Source organism: Salibaculum griseiflavum (assembly GCF_003129565.1).
Classification (GTDB): domain Bacteria; phylum Pseudomonadota; class Alphaproteobacteria; order Rhodobacterales; family Rhodobacteraceae; genus Salibaculum; species Salibaculum griseiflavum.
In genome coordinates this window covers 95055-110592 of the sequence record NZ_QETF01000005.1, presented here as the reverse complement: position 1 = coordinate 110592, position 15538 = coordinate 95055, and the positions used below count along the sequence as shown (strand labels likewise).

Sequence of the window (15538 nt, the reverse complement as noted above, 5' to 3'; positions counted from 1 at the left end):
CTCGAGCGCAAATGGTAGGACGTTTATCGCTATACGGTCAGGATACCCTGATTGACTTCACCCCGAAAAAAGCCCCTATCGCCTTACAGGTAGCGACAGGGGCCAGTTGAAGGAAGTGTTCAAAGATACCTGAACGATTAGACGGTAAACTCCAGTGACGCCCGGTCAAGCCTCACCGTCGCCTGATATGCGCAGCATAATGAAAACAGCCCCCTAACCAGACAAACGCGAGGCGTGCTGATTAGGGGGCAGTTGGAGCGTGTGAACCTTAGTCACGAGCAAAAGGCATAGAAGCTGGACACCAACAGAGAAGCAGAACGCCCGATCGATGCGCGGAAAAACCGCGATTTGTTGCTGGAATGACTCAGATCATCTGCTGCATTTGCTGCCGTATGTCGCTAAAAACCTCAGCGCAAACGCTTGGCCAGACAAGGTGCGACATGACTGACCTTATCGACTACGAGGCGCTGGACGCATATCTGATGTCCGACAGCAGTCCAGACGAGTGCATGATGCTATCGGATATGGATGGCTTTTTGCACGGGCTCGCCTGTGGCCCAAGCCGGGTGCCAAGCGATGAATGGCTCGGCGTTGCATTTGGCACCGATGCCACGACTCTCGCCGGCTGGGTCGTGGAGGCTATTGAGACGCGGTCTGCACAGATCCTATCAAATCTGCAACGAGAGGCCCCTGTGGTGGAGCCAGTTTTCTGGCAGGCGCCAGAAGGCCACCTGATCGCCATGGACTGGTGCGAGGGGTTCATGCAAGCCGTCGCACTTCGGCCAAAGGACTGGTTGCGCCTGACGGAGAGCGGCACGAGCGGCCATCTCTTACAGCCGATCATGACCCATATCTTGGACGAGAACGGGAACTCGGTCCTCGGCATCCCGCAAGAGGACCTCGACGCGGCGCTTGACGATGCCGCGGCCCGGGTCCCGGATGCAGTGGTGAAGATCTTTTTGTTTTGGCAGAGCCTACGCACCGCAGCGCGTTGACACGCCAGTTACGGCAGACCGGTCCAAGGGAGTGCTGCTGTTGCTCAACACTGATGAGAAACGTGCGCCGGCCTCACTGGCCGCCCGTGTGCCGGAAAGGCGCTATAGGGCAATCCAGAAAAGCTCCTAGGTCCAAGGTCCACGTACCAAGACCCAAGCACCAAAGCCCGCCTTCGAACGCGCAGGGCCCCACGCACCGCAGAACGGGTATCGTGCGCCTTGGATCTGGGCCCTCGGCCAATAAGGTGCGCCATCATGTGTAATCAGAGGGTGAGGGCGCCTGCTACTGAACTCCCGTGCGCTAAATCAAGCATTGCGGCTCGCATTAAGCGCGTCGCTTACACCGCTTTTCATCCTCATGGCAAATCTGATTAGTCAGTAGCAGCTTATGTTGCCAAATAGGCCTTCCGAACAGACCGTACCATCACTGCCATAAGTGTTGCCAAAGCTGTCCGTGCTCCAGCTGTTTCCCCGATTGTCGTACGTGTTCCCAAAGCTATCGGTACTATAGGTCGTTCCATCACTGCCATAAGTGTTACCAAAGCTGTCAGTGCTCCAGCTGTTCCCACGGTTGTCGTACGTGTTTCCGAAACTGTCAGTGCTGTAAGTCGTCCCGTCACTACAGTATGTGTTTCCAAACATGTCAGTGCTACAACGCAAGGACTGCGCGCCGACAATAGTGGCGAAGCCGATAGCAAAAGAAAACGTCGCGACTGCTAATGTTGAAAAAACATACATCCTTGAACCCCAAGTCCTATTGTATTTTTTTGTTACCAAGGCAAAAGGACCTGAGTCAACTGACAGTCACCAAGTGACCTGCCTCAGATATAATGTCGCCAGATTTTGCCCTCTGCACACAACTTTTTCGCCTCCCCCCCCCCCGATCCTGCCCCTGCAGTCGCGCAGGCTGCGAGAATAGGGCGGATCGACCCATGAACCCGAACTATCTTGGCCCGGCAGCGCCGATTCTCAGCGTGACAGACCAACTCGACCTGCCTCGGAAATTCACCCTCGGGCAGTTTCAACGTCACGGGGACCGCGATAGCGCTGAAGTACGAAGTATCGCCGTAAGAGTGACTCATCAAGTAACCCGAATGGACCCAGATCTAAGTAGGCCACTACGTGCGTCACGACCCTCGGGTGCAGGCGCTGGATTCTCGAAGGAAGGACCGCGACCGGTGCACAGAGCGCGTCGCGGCTCGGATCATGGTGCTTGCCCCCTGCAGCGTGGCTCTTGGCACTCGAGGCTTGCCCCCAACCAAGACCCAAGGTCCGCGCTTATAGGTCGCCGGCGTTTGCCTGTTGGCCCGTGGACCTTGGCCTTCGTCGCCCGAATGAAACTACCAACGATTTTTTCCGGGCTTCTATCAAACAAGGGGCGCGCTCATGGCGCAGGGGGGGGCTTTTAGGGGGGATGGGGGGCCGCCCACGATCCGTGGCTCAGGGATGGAAGGCTCAAGTAACCCCCGAACCGACTCGGCAGCGTACTTGGCAGACCGAAAAGGTCCTATAAATCACCCCCAGCCAAGGTGGACGTGGCCCAAGACCTTTCACAGCACACCACCCTTTAGGGAACTGTTTTGGTAACCAGCCAATCTAAGGCTGATTTCTCTTTTATTTTCAATGTTTAATGGCGGAGCGGAAGGGATTCGAACCCTCGAGACGGTTTCCCGCCTACACACTTTCCAGGCGTGCGCCTTCGACCACTCGGCCACCGCTCCGCTGGCGGGGATACTCAAAAACACGACAGGAGTGCAAGGGGCTATCGGAAACTAATCGAAACGGGCGCGCCCCGGCGCCGGGTCTCAGCCCTCAAGGTGCAGATGCACGCGGCGGTTTTGCTTGCCCTTCTTCTCGATCTTACCGAGCCGGACGCGGCCGATCTGGGCGGTATGGGCCACATGGGTGCCGCCGCAGGGTTGCAGATCGGCGGTGTTTTCGCCCGTGCCGATACGGACAAGGCGGATCTTGCCGGCCCCGCGCGGCGGCGCGACCGACATCGTCTTGACCAGACCAGGCTGGGCATCCAGCTCGGCCTCGGTGATCCATTCCTCGGAGACATCGAAATCACAGGCGATCAGCTCGTTCAGCGTCGTTTCCAAGGCGTCGCGGTCCTCGGGTGCCTCTGGCATGTCGAAATCCAGGCGCCCCTTTTCGGCGGTGATGGCGCCGCCTGTCACGGGAAGCGGGATCACCACGGATAACAGGTGCAGCGCGGTATGAACGCGCATGTGCCGGTGGCGCCTGTCCCAGTCCAGGGCTTGGTCGAGCCGCGCACCCACGGGCGGCAGCGGGGACGGCTCCGCGGGCACCAGCACCAAGTCGTCCTCATCGCCCTTGACGGTCGTGGCGATCTCGATCTCGCCGCCGTTCCAGCGCAGTTGGCCGCTATCGCCCGGCTGGCCGCCGCCTGTCGGATAAAAAATGGTCCGGTCAAGCACGATCCCGCCCTCGTCGGTCAGGGCGGTGACCCGCGCGGGGGCGGTCCGCATATAGGGGTCGTCGCGAAACAACCAAGTCGTCATCCTGCCTCTCCTGAGTCCGTGTCGGGCCCGTCCGCCGGATCGGCGGGCTCGGTGTCCTGCGGGTCGGCCTCCAATTCCGCGCTTGCAGGGTCGCGCCCACGCAGAGCCTCGGGGTTGCGCAGCCAGATATCACGCTGGGCGAAGGGAATTTCGATCCCTGCCTCGGCGAACCGCTTGGCGATCTCGTGGTTCATCTCGGATTTGACCGAGAGGACCCAGTTCACATCCCGCAGGATGGCGCGGATCTCGAAATCGAGGCTGTCGGCACCGAAGCCCTGGAAGATGACCGCCGGGGCCGGGTTGGCCAGAACCAGCGGATGCCCCTCGGCGACCTCCATCAGGATGCGTTCGACCTCGGCGGTATCCGTGCCATAGGCCACGCCCACCGGCACGATGACACGGCCGACAGAATTGCCACGGGTCCAATTGGTGACCTGACCGCTGACAAGGTCCGCATTGGGGATGATCACGTCCGTCCGGTCGAAGGTCTCGATCCGGGTCGAACGCACGGAGATGTCGCGCACATAGCCCATCTGGCCGCCGACCTCGATCCAGTCACCCTCGCTTATGGGCCGTTCGATCAGCAGGATGATCCCCGAGACGAAATTCGACACGATGTTCTGCAGGCCGAAGCCGATCCCGACCGAGAGCGCCCCGGCCACAATGGCCAACCCGGACAGGTCGATGCCCGCCGTGGTGATGGCGATGACGGCGGCCAGGAAAATCCCCAGATAGCCAACCCCCGCGATGATCGCGTTCTGGCCACCGATGTCGATCCGTGTGCGCGGCAGGATTGACGACCGCAAAGCCCCCTGCAAAAGGCGCGTGACCGTGTAGCCCAACACGAAGACCACCGCGAATGTCAGGAAATCCGTGGGCGAGATATGCGTCTCGCCAAGCGAGAACCCTTCCTGGAACCGGGTCCAGATTTCCGTCAGGTCGGTCTGGCGCGCGCCCCAGACCAGAGCCAGAACGGGCAGCGACGCGACCGCCAGCGCAAAGCCGATCAGAACCGGGATCAGGGCATCCTGCGCGCCATCGTCGATCCCCGACAAGAGCGTGTAAAGATCCACCGACAGGCGTTGCAGGACGATCAGCAGACCCAGCACATAGAGCGTGATCGCCGCCGGCACGACGATCAGTTCCAGCGCCGCAACATAGCCGAGCGCCCCGACGGCCAGGCCGACAACGCCCATGACCAACAGCACCCGCGCCAACAGGCGGCGCATGACGAACCGGAAGCTTCGGGCCGGGTTCTGGTCCGCTTCGCCAGGCTCCTCCTCGTCTTCGACGGCGCTCTTGCGCAGGATCGCGGCCACCCGCAAGAGCGGCACGACCAGCAGGACCCCGAGGACAAACGTCACGACACCGCGCGAGTCGGCATCGAAACCGGTGGCCTCCATGAAATCCGTGACCAGAAGGGTCGCCCCCACCACGTAGCCGAGCAAGGTCATCAGCCGGGTGGCCTTGCCGCGGTATTCCTCGGGGATGTCAAGCGCAGGGTCAGTGCCCGCGACCGTGGGCAGGAACAGCAGCCGCGAGATCCAGTGCCCGACGATCGGGATCAGCGCGGCCAACGGCAGATCTTGCAGGATGTCGAGGCCACGCCGGCCGACAAGGCCAAGCGCCATCACCCCGAAAACCACCAGCATGACACCCAGCATGGGCAGGACCACCTTGCCCAGGGAAATCACGAAGCGCCAGACGCCACGCCCGCGCTTGGACCGGGTCGTGACGCGGCCCTCGAGCCTTTCGGTCCAGCGCTGACCACGCGCCAGCAGCAACAACCCAACGCTCAGGCTGAGCAGCACCACGGGAAGCGCGCCAATCGCCGCCTCACGGCGCACCGGGTTGGACCAGTTCGCCGATATCTCGTTGCGAATGGCACGGTAGCCATCGACAACGTCGGTGAACGCCCGGACCCAACCGGCCGGCAAAAGAGGCGTTTGCACGCGCTTGGTAAGCTGCGCCGCCTGCCTGTCGCGAATGATCGCGTCGATCTCCGAGATCAGGCCGTCGGCGCGGGCATGCGCCTCGGCCGCGAGATCCCCGGGCGCGCTCAGCCGTTCGCGCCGCTCGATCAGCGCTTCGCGCCGGGCGGTGACGCGGGGGTCTTCCTGTTCTGAGGGCTCGCCGAGCGCAGTAATCTGTTCGCGCAGCGTCTCTATGCGTTCGGCGTTGATGCCCTGGCGGCTCAGGAATCTGTCGCGCCAGACGGACAGCTGCGCACGCAGATCATCGAGCGTGGCAGTCGAGACGCGGCCGGCCTCCAGGGCGGTTTCGACACGGTTGGCCGTCTCCTCCCACTCGGGCAGATCGTCAAAGGCCAGTGGCAGGTCGTCCGCGGCGGCGCGCAGGTTCTCAAGGGATTGTCCCGCAGCCGGGTCAGCGGGTTCCTCGGTCGGCGCCGACTCCTCGGCGCCGCTATCGGGCGACAGCAGGCTGCCAACCTGCGCCGTGGCAACCGAGGCGATCCCCAGCAGCCATGCCGCGAGAAGAAGGCGCAAGACGGCGGTCATTGATCCTCGAAAACGCCGGGGATCGAGCGCGGCGCGGCTTCGAGGAAGCCGGGCAGCGGCAGACCCTTCTCGCGCAGGAAATCGGGATTGAACAGCTTGGACTGGTAGCGCGTGCCGTAGTCACACAGGATGGTCACGATGGTGTGGCCCGGCCCCATCTCGCGGGCCATGCGCATGGCGCCGGCCACGTTGATCCCCGAGGACCCACCAAGGCATAGGCCCTCGTGTTCCAGCAGGTCGAAGACTATGGGCAGCGCCTCGGCATCGGGAATATTGTAGGCCATGTCCGGCGTGAACCCTTCGAGGTTCGCGGTGATCCGCCCCTGCCCGATCCCCTCGGTGATCGAGCCACCTTCGGCCTTGTGTTCGCCGGTGGTGTAGTAATTGTAGAGCGTGGCCCCGTCCGGATCCGCCAGCCCGATCTTCACACCCTTGGGCTGCAGCGCCATGCCGACACCGGCCATGGTGCCGCCCGACCCCACGGCACAGATAAAACCATCGACCTTGCCCCCGGTCTGGTCCCAGATTTCCGGGCCCGTCGTTTCGATATGGGCCTGCCGGTTGGCCACGTTGTCGAACTGGTTGGCCCAGATCACCCCCTCGTTGCTGTTACGCGCCATTTCCTCGGCCAGGCGGCCGGAATAGCGGACATAGTTGTTGGGGTTGCGATAGGGCGCGGCGGGCACCTGCACCAGTTCGGCCCCGGCAAGGCGCAGCATGTCCTTCTTTTCCTGGCTTTGCGTCTCAGGAATGACGATCACTGTCTTGAAGCCCATCGAGGCACCCACCAGCGCCAGCCCGATCCCGGTGTTGCCGGCGGTGCCTTCGACGATGGTGCCGCCGGGTTTCAAAAGCCCCTTTTCCACCGCATCCTTGATGATGTAGAGCGCGGCGCGGTCCTTGACCGACTGGCCGGGGTTCATGAATTCCGCCTTGCCCAGGATGGTGCAGCCGGTTTCCTCGGACGCCTTGCGCAGCTTGATGAGGGGCGTGTTCCCGATGGTGTCGGCAAGGTCTTGGCGAATGGTCATGGCGGCCCCTTCGTGAATTGTGTCTCTCAGGTGTAGGACCGGCATCGGCCAACATCAAGCGGATGCGCGCAATCTCTCGCGATTACGGGCCAGCCAATGTCCGGCCAGTTCCAGCGGAATCAAACGGAAGCCATGCGCGGTCAGCCGTGCATCGAAGGCCGCCCAGGACATCAGATGCGAGCGGATGTCCTCTGCCTCCTCGGCATTGCCGCCCAGGCCCGGCAGGTCATCCGGCAGGTCGGCGAGCCCCACGAAGAGGTGGAAATGCTCGGTCGTGGTGCCCGGGCTGACATAGCTGTCGGCGACAAGCTCAAGCCGCTCCAACTGCAATCCGGCCTCTTCCTGCGCCTCCCGGCAGGCGGCCTGCTCCGGGCTTTCGCCCGGGTCGATGCGCCCGGCGATAGGTTCCAGTAGCCAGGGCGATGGGTCGCCCCGCCGATAGGGACCGGGCCGGAATTGTTCGATCAACAGGACACGGTCGCGCACCGGGTCATAGGGCAGCACCAGCGCCGCATCGCCCGCCGCCCAGATCGCACGTTCCAAGACCGGGCTCATGGTGCCGTCGAAGCGGCGAAAGGACAGGTCCATTTCCTCGGCCGCGAAGAAATTCATGTAGGGCCGGCGCAGCTCGTGCAGGGTGACTTCGTCGCGCGATGGCCCCTCGCCCGGCGGGACGGCGGCACCGCGCAGGCGGCTCGCGGCCCGAAACAAGATCTGTCCATGACGCTGCCCCATCTTCTGCGGAGGCACCTGCCCGAAAAGCGACATCGCTTCGTGCGCTGCCTCGACCGTCAGCGCGCCCTGCCCAGCGATCCACTCTCCGAGGTTCCAGTCCTGCGATGCGGCGCGCCAGCGGCCGGGTTTCGGCAGATAGGCCAGCGCCCGCACCGGGCGTTCGGCGGCATCCAGAACCTCGATCTCGGCCGGCGCATAATCGAAGGCCGCTTCGTAGAAGTGCAGCCGCGCGAGGGCCTCGGCGTCCAGCCCGGAAACCAGCGCGCCATAGGCCGCCGCGCCGCCCTCGACCATCACCGGAAAGCTCTGCCCTTCGACCCGGGCCACGCGGTGCCGCGCCCGCCGGCCCGGGCGCCATTCACCCGGTGCGCCCGCCACGACCTCGAACAGCGGGCGGTGCAACAACGTGCCGAAGAGAAACAGCTCCATCAGGTGTACCGGCGGCCCACGAACTCGGTGCCCAGCCCGGCCAGAACGCCGCCCACACCAAGCGTCGCCAGGATTTCCGGGGTCAGCATCATGGTACCGTGCTCCACCATCAACTCGAACACCGCCACGACCGCTTCGACCGGCGTGTCATAGAACTTGCGCAGGCTGTTCTCGATCATCACGACCGAAGAATGGGTGAACAGCGCCACCACCACCAATGCAACCGTGGTGGTCAGCCCGTAGCTGATTGCGCTGACATACCCGGTGCCGCCGCGTGGCCCGGCAATCCTCCAGCCACAGATCAACCCCAGTCCGGCATTCACCTCGGTGAAGAACCCCATATCGGTATTCTCCGGGAAAAGCGGCACGATCAGCCCCGACACATACCAGGCCAGAACCGCGAAAAGGACCGCCGCCATGGCGCGCGCTGCTGTCGGCATACCCTACTCCCCCGTGCCGTCCGGCCACGGTGTGCCGGGCGGCGTCAGGCCCCCCGCGTTACCGTGATCTGCGTTACGTCGCAGTTTCCACTGCGAAACGTTCCCGCGCAAGAGGTCAGGTAGAAGTTCCACATCCGGCGAAACCTGTCATCGAAGCCCAACGCCGCGACATCGTCCCATTTGGCGTTGAACGTGTCATACCAACGCCGCAGCGTGTCCGAATAGCTCTCGCCGAATTCGACCGAACGGACCACGTCCAACCCGGCCTTCTCGATCTCGGCCCGCAGGACCTTGGGCGCGGGCAGCATACCCCCGGGAAAGATGTATTTCTGGATGAAGTCCACGCCACGCTTGTAGACCTCCCAGCGACGGTCCTGCACCGTGATGATCTGGAGCGTGGCGTTGCGACCGGGTTTAAGACATTTCTGCAAGGTGCCGAAATATGTGGGCCAGTATTTCTCGCCCACCGCCTCGAACATCTCGATGCTGGCAATGCCATCATAGGTGCCCGTCTCGTCGCGGTAATCCTGAAGCTTGAATTCGACCCGGTCCGAAAGCCCGGCCTTTTCAATACGGTCGCGGGCGTATTTCAGTTGTTCTTCGCTGATGGTCAGGCCGGTGACCTTCAGGCCACGTTCCTTGGCGGCATATTCGGCAAAGCCGCCCCAGCCACAGCCGATCTCCAGCACGTGATCGCCCGGTTGCGCGCCCATCTGGTCCACCATGGAGGCATATTTCTGCACCTGCGCCTTTTCGAGGCTTTCCTGCCCGGTTTCGAACAGGGCCGAGGAATAGGTCATCGTGTCGTCCAGCCACAGCCCGTAGAAATCGTTGCCCAGATCGTAATGGTAGGAAATGTTCCGCTTCGCCTGCCGCTTGCTGTTGGACTGCAACCAGAACCGCAGTTTCTCGTAGGCCCTCAGCAACCCCTGCCCCGGAAAGCCATCATAAACCTCGTCGGCCTCGTCATGCACCAGGTCCATGAAGGCCATCAGGTCGGGCGTGGACCAGTCGCCGTCCAGGTAGGCATCACAAAAACCAAGGTCGCCCTCGCGGATCAGGCGGGCAAAGACTTCCGGATCGTGAATATCCAGTTGCGCGACATAGCCCGGATCCTTTCCCTCGACCCGGAACACCCGGCCATCGGGCAGCTTCATGTCGAGCCGCCCGCGCGGTATCGACTTCAGCTTTTCGAAAACGGGAACGAAATAACGGGGCAGATCGGTTTGCCCCTCGGTGGTGGTCAGGATCATTGTGTCTTCCCGTTTCTTTTTTCTTCTCAGGCTTCTACGCACCGGCACGGCAAACGGTTCTGGAAAATGTTAACGGGTTGATCGATTTCTGTCACGCGGGTCTAGAAATCCCGGTTCTGATAGGCATCAAGCGCCCGCTGGCGGCCCGCCTGCAAATCGACCACCGGGGCGGGATAAGCCGCATCCGGGGACAGGCCCCAGGATCTTGGCACCGCGTCGAAATAGGACAGCGCCGTGTCAGACGGGTTCGCAGCGCCTTCGGCAATCCAGCGGCGGCGATAGTGACCGTTCGGGTCGAATTTCTCAAGCTGGGTCGCCGGATTGAAAACCCGGAAGTAAGGCGTGGCATCGGGACCGGACCCCGCCGCCCATTGCCACCCCATCGCGTTGCTGGCCGGGTCCCAGTCGGTCAGGCACGCCTCGAACCATTTCTGCCCGATCCGCCAGTGCGTCAGCAAATGCTTGGTCAAGTAGGAAGCGACGATCATGCGCGCACGGTTGTGCATGGTGCCGGTCACATACATCTCGCGCAGGGCCGCATCGACGAAGGGCTCGCCGGTGCGGCCCTGCTTCCAGCGGGTCACGGCCTCGGTCTCTTCGGTGTTCCACGGGAACGCCTCCCACTCTTCGCGCCAGTTGCGGGTGGTGATGCGGGGCGTGTGGTAGACAAGGTGATAGGCAAAATCGCGCCAGACGACTTCTTTGAGGAATGTCTCGGCCCCGCGCTTGCCCTCGGCCATGGCACGCTGTCCGGCATGCCACAGCGCAACCGGGGAAATCTCGCCATAGGTCAGGTTCTCGGACAGGTGCGAGGTGCCGTCGCGGGCGGGAAAATCGCGGCTATCGGCGTAACCGTCGATCCTGTTGGCAATGAAGGCCCCCAGACGGCCACGCGCGGCCTCTTCGCCCACCGTGACGTGATCGGCCACCACTTCGGCCCCCCGGCGCATGGCCGCACCCATCGCCCAGTCGTCCAGCCTGTCGGAGGCCGGCCAGTTCTCCGGGGCCGGGATACGCCCCGGTGCCGGCAGCGGGTCCGCCGGGTCGCGGTCGCGCAGGGCCTTCCAGAAGGGGGTATAGACCTTGTAGAAGCCGCCGGTCCTGGTTTCGACGGTCCAGGGTTCGAACAGGACATGGCCGGCAAAGGACCGCGCGTCGATCCCCGCCTCTTTCAGAGCCGACTTCACATCCGTATCGCGCTGGATGCTGTCGGGATCATAGGCACGGGTCCACCAGACGGCGTCGGCCCCGGTTTCCTTGACAAGCGCCTGCAGGCAGTCCAGCGCCCGACCCCGCCGAAGGATCAGCCGCGCACCCTTGTCTTCCAGTGCCTTGGCGTGGGCGGCGACCGACAGACCCAGCCGCCATTTCGGCGCGGCGCCATGGGTTTCCACGACCTCGTCATGCAGGAAAACCGGGATCACCGGGCGGCCCGAGGCGACGGCCTCGGTCAGAGCAGGATGATCGGACAGACGCAGGTCGCGCCGAAACCACAGGATGATGGGGGCGGTCATGACACACTCCACTGGGATGGTGATCCGACCAGATAGCCCGCGCGCCAGGACTTCAACCGTGAAAAAGCGGACGGGCCGCCCCCATGGGACGGCCCGCCTGTCTTGTCATGCGACCTTGCTCAGCCGCGCTTTTCGGCCATCAGGCCACGCAGGATCGCGTAGCAGATCAGCAGAAGGATCAAGGTGAACGGCAACCCGGTGGAAATCACCATGGCCTGTAGCGCCCCCAATCCGCCACCGATCAGCAGCGCGATGGCAACCAGTCCTTCGAAGGTGCACCAGAAGATCCGCTGCGGGACCGGCGCGTCGACCTTGCCGCCGGCGGTGATCGTGTCGATCACGAGGCTGCCGGAGTCCGAGCTGGTCACGAAGAAGACGATGACCAGCACGATACCGATGGTCGAGGTGATCGCTGCCAGCGGCAGGCTTTCCAGCATCGCGAAGAGCGAAAGCTCGGGCGAGTAGCTGTCGATCACGTTCGCCTTGACGGCACTGGCGTCGGGGTTGTTGATCACGTCGGTGATCGCCGCCCCGCCGAAGACCGCCATCCAGAAGATGCAGACAACCGACGGGATGATCAGGACGCAAGTGATGAACTCGCGCACGGTCCGGCCCCGGCTGACGCGGGCGATGAACATGCCCACGAAGGGTGACCAGCTGATCCACCAGGCCCAGTAGAAGGCCGTCCAGCCCTGCATGTAGCCGGTATCCTCACGTCCGAACGGGTTCGACAGCGGGATCAGCTCCTGGAAATAGGCGCCGACGCCGGTGACGAATTCGGACAGGATCGTGACCGCGCCTGCCGCGAAGAGCACGAACAGCAGCAGCAGCAGCGCGATGACCATGTTGATCTCGGACAGGACCTTGACGCCACCGTCGAGGCCACGAACGACCGAGACCAGCGCCACCGCCGTGATCGCACAGATCAGGATCACCTGCACCGTCACGTTGTTGGGCACGCCATAGACGTATTCCAGACCGGCATTGGCCTGCTGCGCACCGATCCCCAGCGACGTAGCCAGGCCGAACAGCGTGGCGAAGACCGCCAGCGTGTCGATGATGTGGCCCCACCAGCCCCAGACGCGATCGCCCAGGATCGGGTAGAAGGCCGAGCGGATCGAAAGCGGCAGACCCTTGTTGTAGCTGAACAAAGCCAGGGCCAGGGCGACCACCGCGTAGATGGCCCAGGGATGCAGCGCCCAGTGATACGAGGTCGCCGCAAGCGCCATGCGCCGGGCTTCGTCCACGTTGCCCGGGATCAGCGCGCCGTTCTCATCGAACGGGCGGACCGTGCCGAGCGGCGCATCGCCCCACGGTGTGCCGAAGTAATAGGTCGGCTCCAGCACCCCGAAGAACATCAGGCCGATGCCCATGCCTGCCGCGAACAGCATCGCGAACCAGCCGGGGTAGCCGTAGTCGGGTGTCGCCTCGGACCCGCCCAACCGGACCGAGCCCCAGGGGCTGACGATCAGGAAAAGGCAGAAGATGACGAACAGGTTCGCCGCAAGCAGGAAGAACCAGTCATAGGTGGACGTCAGGTAGGATCTGAGACCGAGGTCGCAGAAGGCGCCCGCCTCGCAGGTGTCGCTCGGGTCGAGCCCGTTGAACAACCCGTTGGCATGGCCCGGCGCGATCAGCGCATAGGCCACGAAGGCGATCACGGATAGGCCCGCGATCGCGAAGACCGGGTTGTGAATATCGAGCCCGAACGGCCCGATCTTGGTTTCGATATTGTCCTGACCGATCTCGTAATCGGTCTGGATGATGTCGGCATGCCCCTCGGGTTCGGGTATGCCCTGGTTCGTTGATTCATCGGCCATGTATGGCCCCCCTGTAATTATTGCTTCACGGTCCTGCGGCCACGCGTCAGGCGTGGCGCACCAAGAAAACGCTGACGTCCGAGTGACGCGCCAGTTCGCCGCCATGGGATGGCAGGAACATGTCGCCCATGTTGGGCAGATGCGTGGCCATCACCACGAGATCCGCACCGAGTTCCTTCCTCGCCTCGATCAGCTTGTCATCGAGATCGACCGCCGGGTCATGGCTGAAGACCGCGTGGGACTTGGTTTCGATACCGTTGAGTTCAGCCTGCGCCGCCGCGAGCTTGGCAAGCTTTTCGCGGTATTCCTCGGGTGTGCGCGCCACGGAGCCCGGCGCGTTGGATGTGACACCGACAAAGGTGATGTCTGCCCCGTAATGCTTGGCCAGGTCAGCGGCCACCGTCATCGCCCGGTCCAGCTTGTCAGCATGACCCAGGTCGACAGGCATCATGATGTGTTTGAACATGTTCCCTCCTGTCCGGTCGAACCGAAGGCTTGCGCATCTTGGGCGCAAGCCCTTGATTCGCCTCTGTTATTTGAGGTCAGACCAGCCGGAATGCCGACCTTCCCTGCGACGAAGCGTAACAGCCCTTGAAATGGGAAAACAACCGTCCAAGGCGGTTCTTGGCGCGAAAACGACGAATTTTTCGTCGGATTCCGTCGCCCGAGCCGATTTCAGCCCCGCCCCTTCAGGTCCTTCTTGCAGGTTTTTGGCGGGCCATCGCCCGTGGTGTAGCCGGTCACGCCGCAGCTATCGCATCGATATTCGCGCAACCGGCCGCGCGTCTCGCCGGTGGCCAGCCAGATGCAGGCGGGCGGTTTCGGCGCCGCCTCGGCGGTGGCACGGCGATGCGACCACCAAAGGAACACGATCACCGCGCCGAGGATGGCAAGCAGCAGCGGCATGTCAGCCCGCGTCCGGCATCATGGCAAGGTCGGTGACACCCGGATCCCGCCCTGCAGCGGTCAGCATGGCATGGACCTGCCCGCGATGATGGGTCTGGTGGTTGAACATATGCACGACGCACAGGGCGATCGGCCGACGCATTTCGACCCGCATCGATCCGGACTGCCAGGCCAATTCCCCAACAAGATCGACGGCGTCCAGCTTTCGGGCCCATTCCCGGATGCGGCCATCGACGACGAACCGCTGACGCGCCCATTCCCTGACATTCGGGGTCATCTCGGGACTGTCGGCGGAGGTCACATCGGGCGCGGAACCTCCTTCCAGCCGCGCCATCCACATCAGATCCGCCCAAAGCAGGTGGTTGAGCGTGCCCAGGATCGACCCGAAGAACGCCCCGCGATCCTCTTCAAGCGCGGCCGGTGGCATGGCCTGCACGCAGTCGGTCACGGCGCGGTTCTGCCATTGATTGTAGCGGGCCATCGTCCGGCAGTAGTCGGGCGTGATCATCATCAGGATGGCCCTTTCCAGTCGATGGCGCAGATTTCTCCCGACTTGCCGGACAGGTCCCAGACCCGGCCATAATCGCGCACCTTGGATTTCAGCCCGCGCGCGGCGATCACGTCGGGGCCCATCCAGTATTTGGTGTTGGACATGACCACAGGATGATCGGGATCGGCGCCCGGGATCATCTCGATCTCGCCCTGCACCTTGCGCCCGATATAGAGCCCCCGGCGCGGCCCCTCGCGCATGATCTGGACCTTTTCGCGCTCGGCGCCGATGATTTCGCTGACCAGCATGGTGAACAGGCCCGTCGTGCCGCCCGCCTCGCCGCTGAGAATCTTCAGCAGGCCCTGATAGGCCGGCTCGCTGGCCCGTTCATCGACATAGACAGCGACTTTCCAGTTGCCCTCGGCCATGCGGCCCGGGATCTCGGCCAGCAGCCCGACATTCAGGCCCGTCAGGTCCGCCCCCTCGTAATGGCCCTCGTCGATGGCAATGGCCATCCAGGCCTTGCAATTGCCTTCGGTCGGCGGATGCTGACCGAGGCTGACCACGCAGGGGCAGAAAACCGTGCAATTGCAATTCAGGAACAGCTCGCCCTTGATCGCCCAGTCGGTCGGTCGCATCTGCCGCCGCTTGGGGTCCGCAGCCACGCGGCTGTCGATCCGCTGGCTGACCGGCAGCCGATCCGCCCTGCCGGTTTCGTGATCCTTGGCCATGATGCGCGCCCTTTCCTGCTGGCTTTGCCGTCAAAACTGGCAGAACCGCGCGCAGGGGGCAATATGACAAGCCGCATCGCGCTTTGCCCCTTGCGGAAAGGCCTTGGTTGAACTTAGCGTCGATCCATCACGTTCCAAACGGGAGATCGG

The 15538-nt window shown here is 63.2% G+C and carries 13 protein-coding genes and 1 tRNA gene; 1 reads left to right on the top strand and 13 read right to left on the bottom strand.

Features of this window, described 5'->3' with window-relative positions:
• Nucleotides 1-440: 440 nt before the first annotated feature.
• On the top strand, nt 441-995 hold the full coding sequence (locus DFK10_RS06585; RefSeq protein ID WP_217810080.1) for a YecA/YgfB family protein: 555 nt from the start codon (nt 441-443) through the stop codon (nt 993-995).
• Between the two features lie 1631 nt (nt 996-2626).
• On the opposite strand, the gene DFK10_RS06580 is transcribed toward DFK10_RS06585, so the two are convergent.
• The 13 genes from DFK10_RS06580 to DFK10_RS06520 all read right to left on the bottom strand — a co-directional run bounded on the left by DFK10_RS06580 (nt 2627) and on the right by DFK10_RS06520 (nt 15388).
• Nucleotides 2627-2716 (bottom strand) — tRNA-Ser (locus tag DFK10_RS06580).
• An 84-nt stretch (nt 2717-2800) separates the two neighbouring features.
• Nucleotides 2801-3520, bottom strand: a complete 720-nt coding sequence (locus DFK10_RS06575; protein WP_109387840.1) for an alanyl-tRNA editing protein — start codon at nt 3518-3520, stop codon at nt 2801-2803.
• Complete coding sequence (locus tag DFK10_RS06570) at nt 3517-6039, bottom strand: DUF3772 domain-containing protein (RefSeq protein WP_109387838.1); 2523 nt, start codon at nt 6037-6039, stop codon at nt 3517-3519. Before DFK10_RS06570 ends, DFK10_RS06575 begins: the two co-directional genes overlap by 4 nt.
• Nucleotides 6036-7070: a cysteine synthase A gene (locus DFK10_RS06565; protein WP_109387836.1), complete on the bottom strand. Its 1035-nt coding sequence runs from the start codon at nt 7068-7070 to the stop codon at nt 6036-6038. The genes DFK10_RS06570 and DFK10_RS06565 overlap by 4 nt, the downstream gene beginning before the upstream one ends.
• Before the next feature lie 54 nt (nt 7071-7124).
• The gene (locus tag DFK10_RS06560; protein ID WP_109387834.1) at nt 7125-8234 is read right to left on the bottom strand and encodes an NUDIX domain-containing protein; all 1110 of its coding nucleotides are present in this window, start codon (nt 8232-8234) and stop codon (nt 7125-7127) included.
• Nucleotides 8234-8674 (bottom strand): TrgA family protein, encoded by a 441-nt coding sequence (locus DFK10_RS06555; protein ID WP_146193234.1) that lies wholly within the window; start codon nt 8672-8674, stop codon nt 8234-8236. Before DFK10_RS06555 ends, DFK10_RS06560 begins: the two co-directional genes overlap by 1 nt.
• Before the next feature lie 44 nt (nt 8675-8718).
• On the bottom strand, nt 8719-9927 hold the full coding sequence (locus tag DFK10_RS06550; RefSeq protein WP_109387830.1) for an SAM-dependent methyltransferase: 1209 nt from the start codon (nt 9925-9927) through the stop codon (nt 8719-8721).
• 101 nt (nt 9928-10028) lie between these two features.
• Nucleotides 10029-11441 carry a cryptochrome/photolyase family protein gene (locus DFK10_RS06545; protein WP_109387828.1) on the bottom strand — a complete coding sequence of 471 codons (1413 nt, stop codon included), beginning with the start codon at nt 11439-11441 and terminating at the stop codon, nt 10029-10031.
• A gap of 119 nt (nt 11442-11560) precedes the next feature.
• Entirely contained in the window at nt 11561-13261 is a 1701-nt protein-coding gene (locus tag DFK10_RS06540) for a BCCT family transporter (protein WP_109387826.1), read from the bottom strand.
• A 46-nt stretch (nt 13262-13307) separates the two neighbouring features.
• Nucleotides 13308-13727, bottom strand: coding sequence for a universal stress protein (locus tag DFK10_RS06535; protein ID WP_109387824.1), 420 nt, complete (start codon nt 13725-13727; stop codon nt 13308-13310).
• A gap of 209 nt (nt 13728-13936) precedes the next feature.
• Nucleotides 13937-14167: a hypothetical protein gene (locus DFK10_RS06530; protein WP_109387822.1), complete on the bottom strand. Its 231-nt coding sequence runs from the start codon at nt 14165-14167 to the stop codon at nt 13937-13939.
• Between the two features lies 1 nt (nt 14168).
• Nucleotides 14169-14678 carry a DinB family protein gene (locus DFK10_RS06525; protein ID WP_328589350.1) on the bottom strand — a complete coding sequence of 170 codons (510 nt, stop codon included), beginning with the start codon at nt 14676-14678 and terminating at the stop codon, nt 14169-14171.
• On the bottom strand, nt 14678-15388 hold the full coding sequence (locus DFK10_RS06520) for a DUF1326 domain-containing protein (RefSeq protein ID WP_109387820.1): 711 nt from the start codon (nt 15386-15388) through the stop codon (nt 14678-14680). Before DFK10_RS06520 ends, DFK10_RS06525 begins: the two co-directional genes overlap by 1 nt.
• Nucleotides 15389-15538: the final 150 nt, after the last annotated feature.

Excerpts from the sequence above, each read along its gene's own strand:
- DFK10_RS06585 (WP_217810080.1), top strand. The coding sequence starts at position 441 with ATGACTGACCTTATCGACTACGAGGCGCTGGACGCATATCTGATGTCC.
- DFK10_RS06575 (WP_109387840.1), bottom strand. The coding sequence starts at position 3,520 with ATGACGACTTGGTTGTTTCGCGACGACCCCTATATGCGGACCGCCCCC.
- DFK10_RS06570 (WP_109387838.1), bottom strand. The coding sequence starts at position 6,039 with ATGACCGCCGTCTTGCGCCTTCTTCTCGCGGCATGGCTGCTGGGGATC.
- DFK10_RS06565 (WP_109387836.1), bottom strand. The coding sequence starts at position 7,070 with ATGACCATTCGCCAAGACCTTGCCGACACCATCGGGAACACGCCCCTC.
- DFK10_RS06560 (WP_109387834.1), bottom strand. The coding sequence starts at position 8,234 with ATGGAGCTGTTTCTCTTCGGCACGTTGTTGCACCGCCCGCTGTTCGAG.
- DFK10_RS06555 (WP_146193234.1), bottom strand. The coding sequence starts at position 8,674 with ATGCCGACAGCAGCGCGCGCCATGGCGGCGGTCCTTTTCGCGGTTCTG.
- DFK10_RS06550 (WP_109387830.1), bottom strand. The coding sequence starts at position 9,927 with ATGATCCTGACCACCACCGAGGGGCAAACCGATCTGCCCCGTTATTTC.
- DFK10_RS06545 (WP_109387828.1), bottom strand. The coding sequence starts at position 11,441 with ATGACCGCCCCCATCATCCTGTGGTTTCGGCGCGACCTGCGTCTGTCC.
- DFK10_RS06540 (WP_109387826.1), bottom strand. The coding sequence starts at position 13,261 with ATGGCCGATGAATCAACGAACCAGGGCATACCCGAACCCGAGGGGCAT.
- DFK10_RS06535 (WP_109387824.1), bottom strand. The coding sequence starts at position 13,727 with ATGTTCAAACACATCATGATGCCTGTCGACCTGGGTCATGCTGACAAG.
- DFK10_RS06530 (WP_109387822.1), bottom strand. The coding sequence starts at position 14,167 with ATGCCGCTGCTGCTTGCCATCCTCGGCGCGGTGATCGTGTTCCTTTGG.
- DFK10_RS06525 (WP_328589350.1), bottom strand. The coding sequence starts at position 14,678 with ATGATGATCACGCCCGACTACTGCCGGACGATGGCCCGCTACAATCAA.
- DFK10_RS06520 (WP_109387820.1), bottom strand. The coding sequence starts at position 15,388 with ATGGCCAAGGATCACGAAACCGGCAGGGCGGATCGGCTGCCGGTCAGC.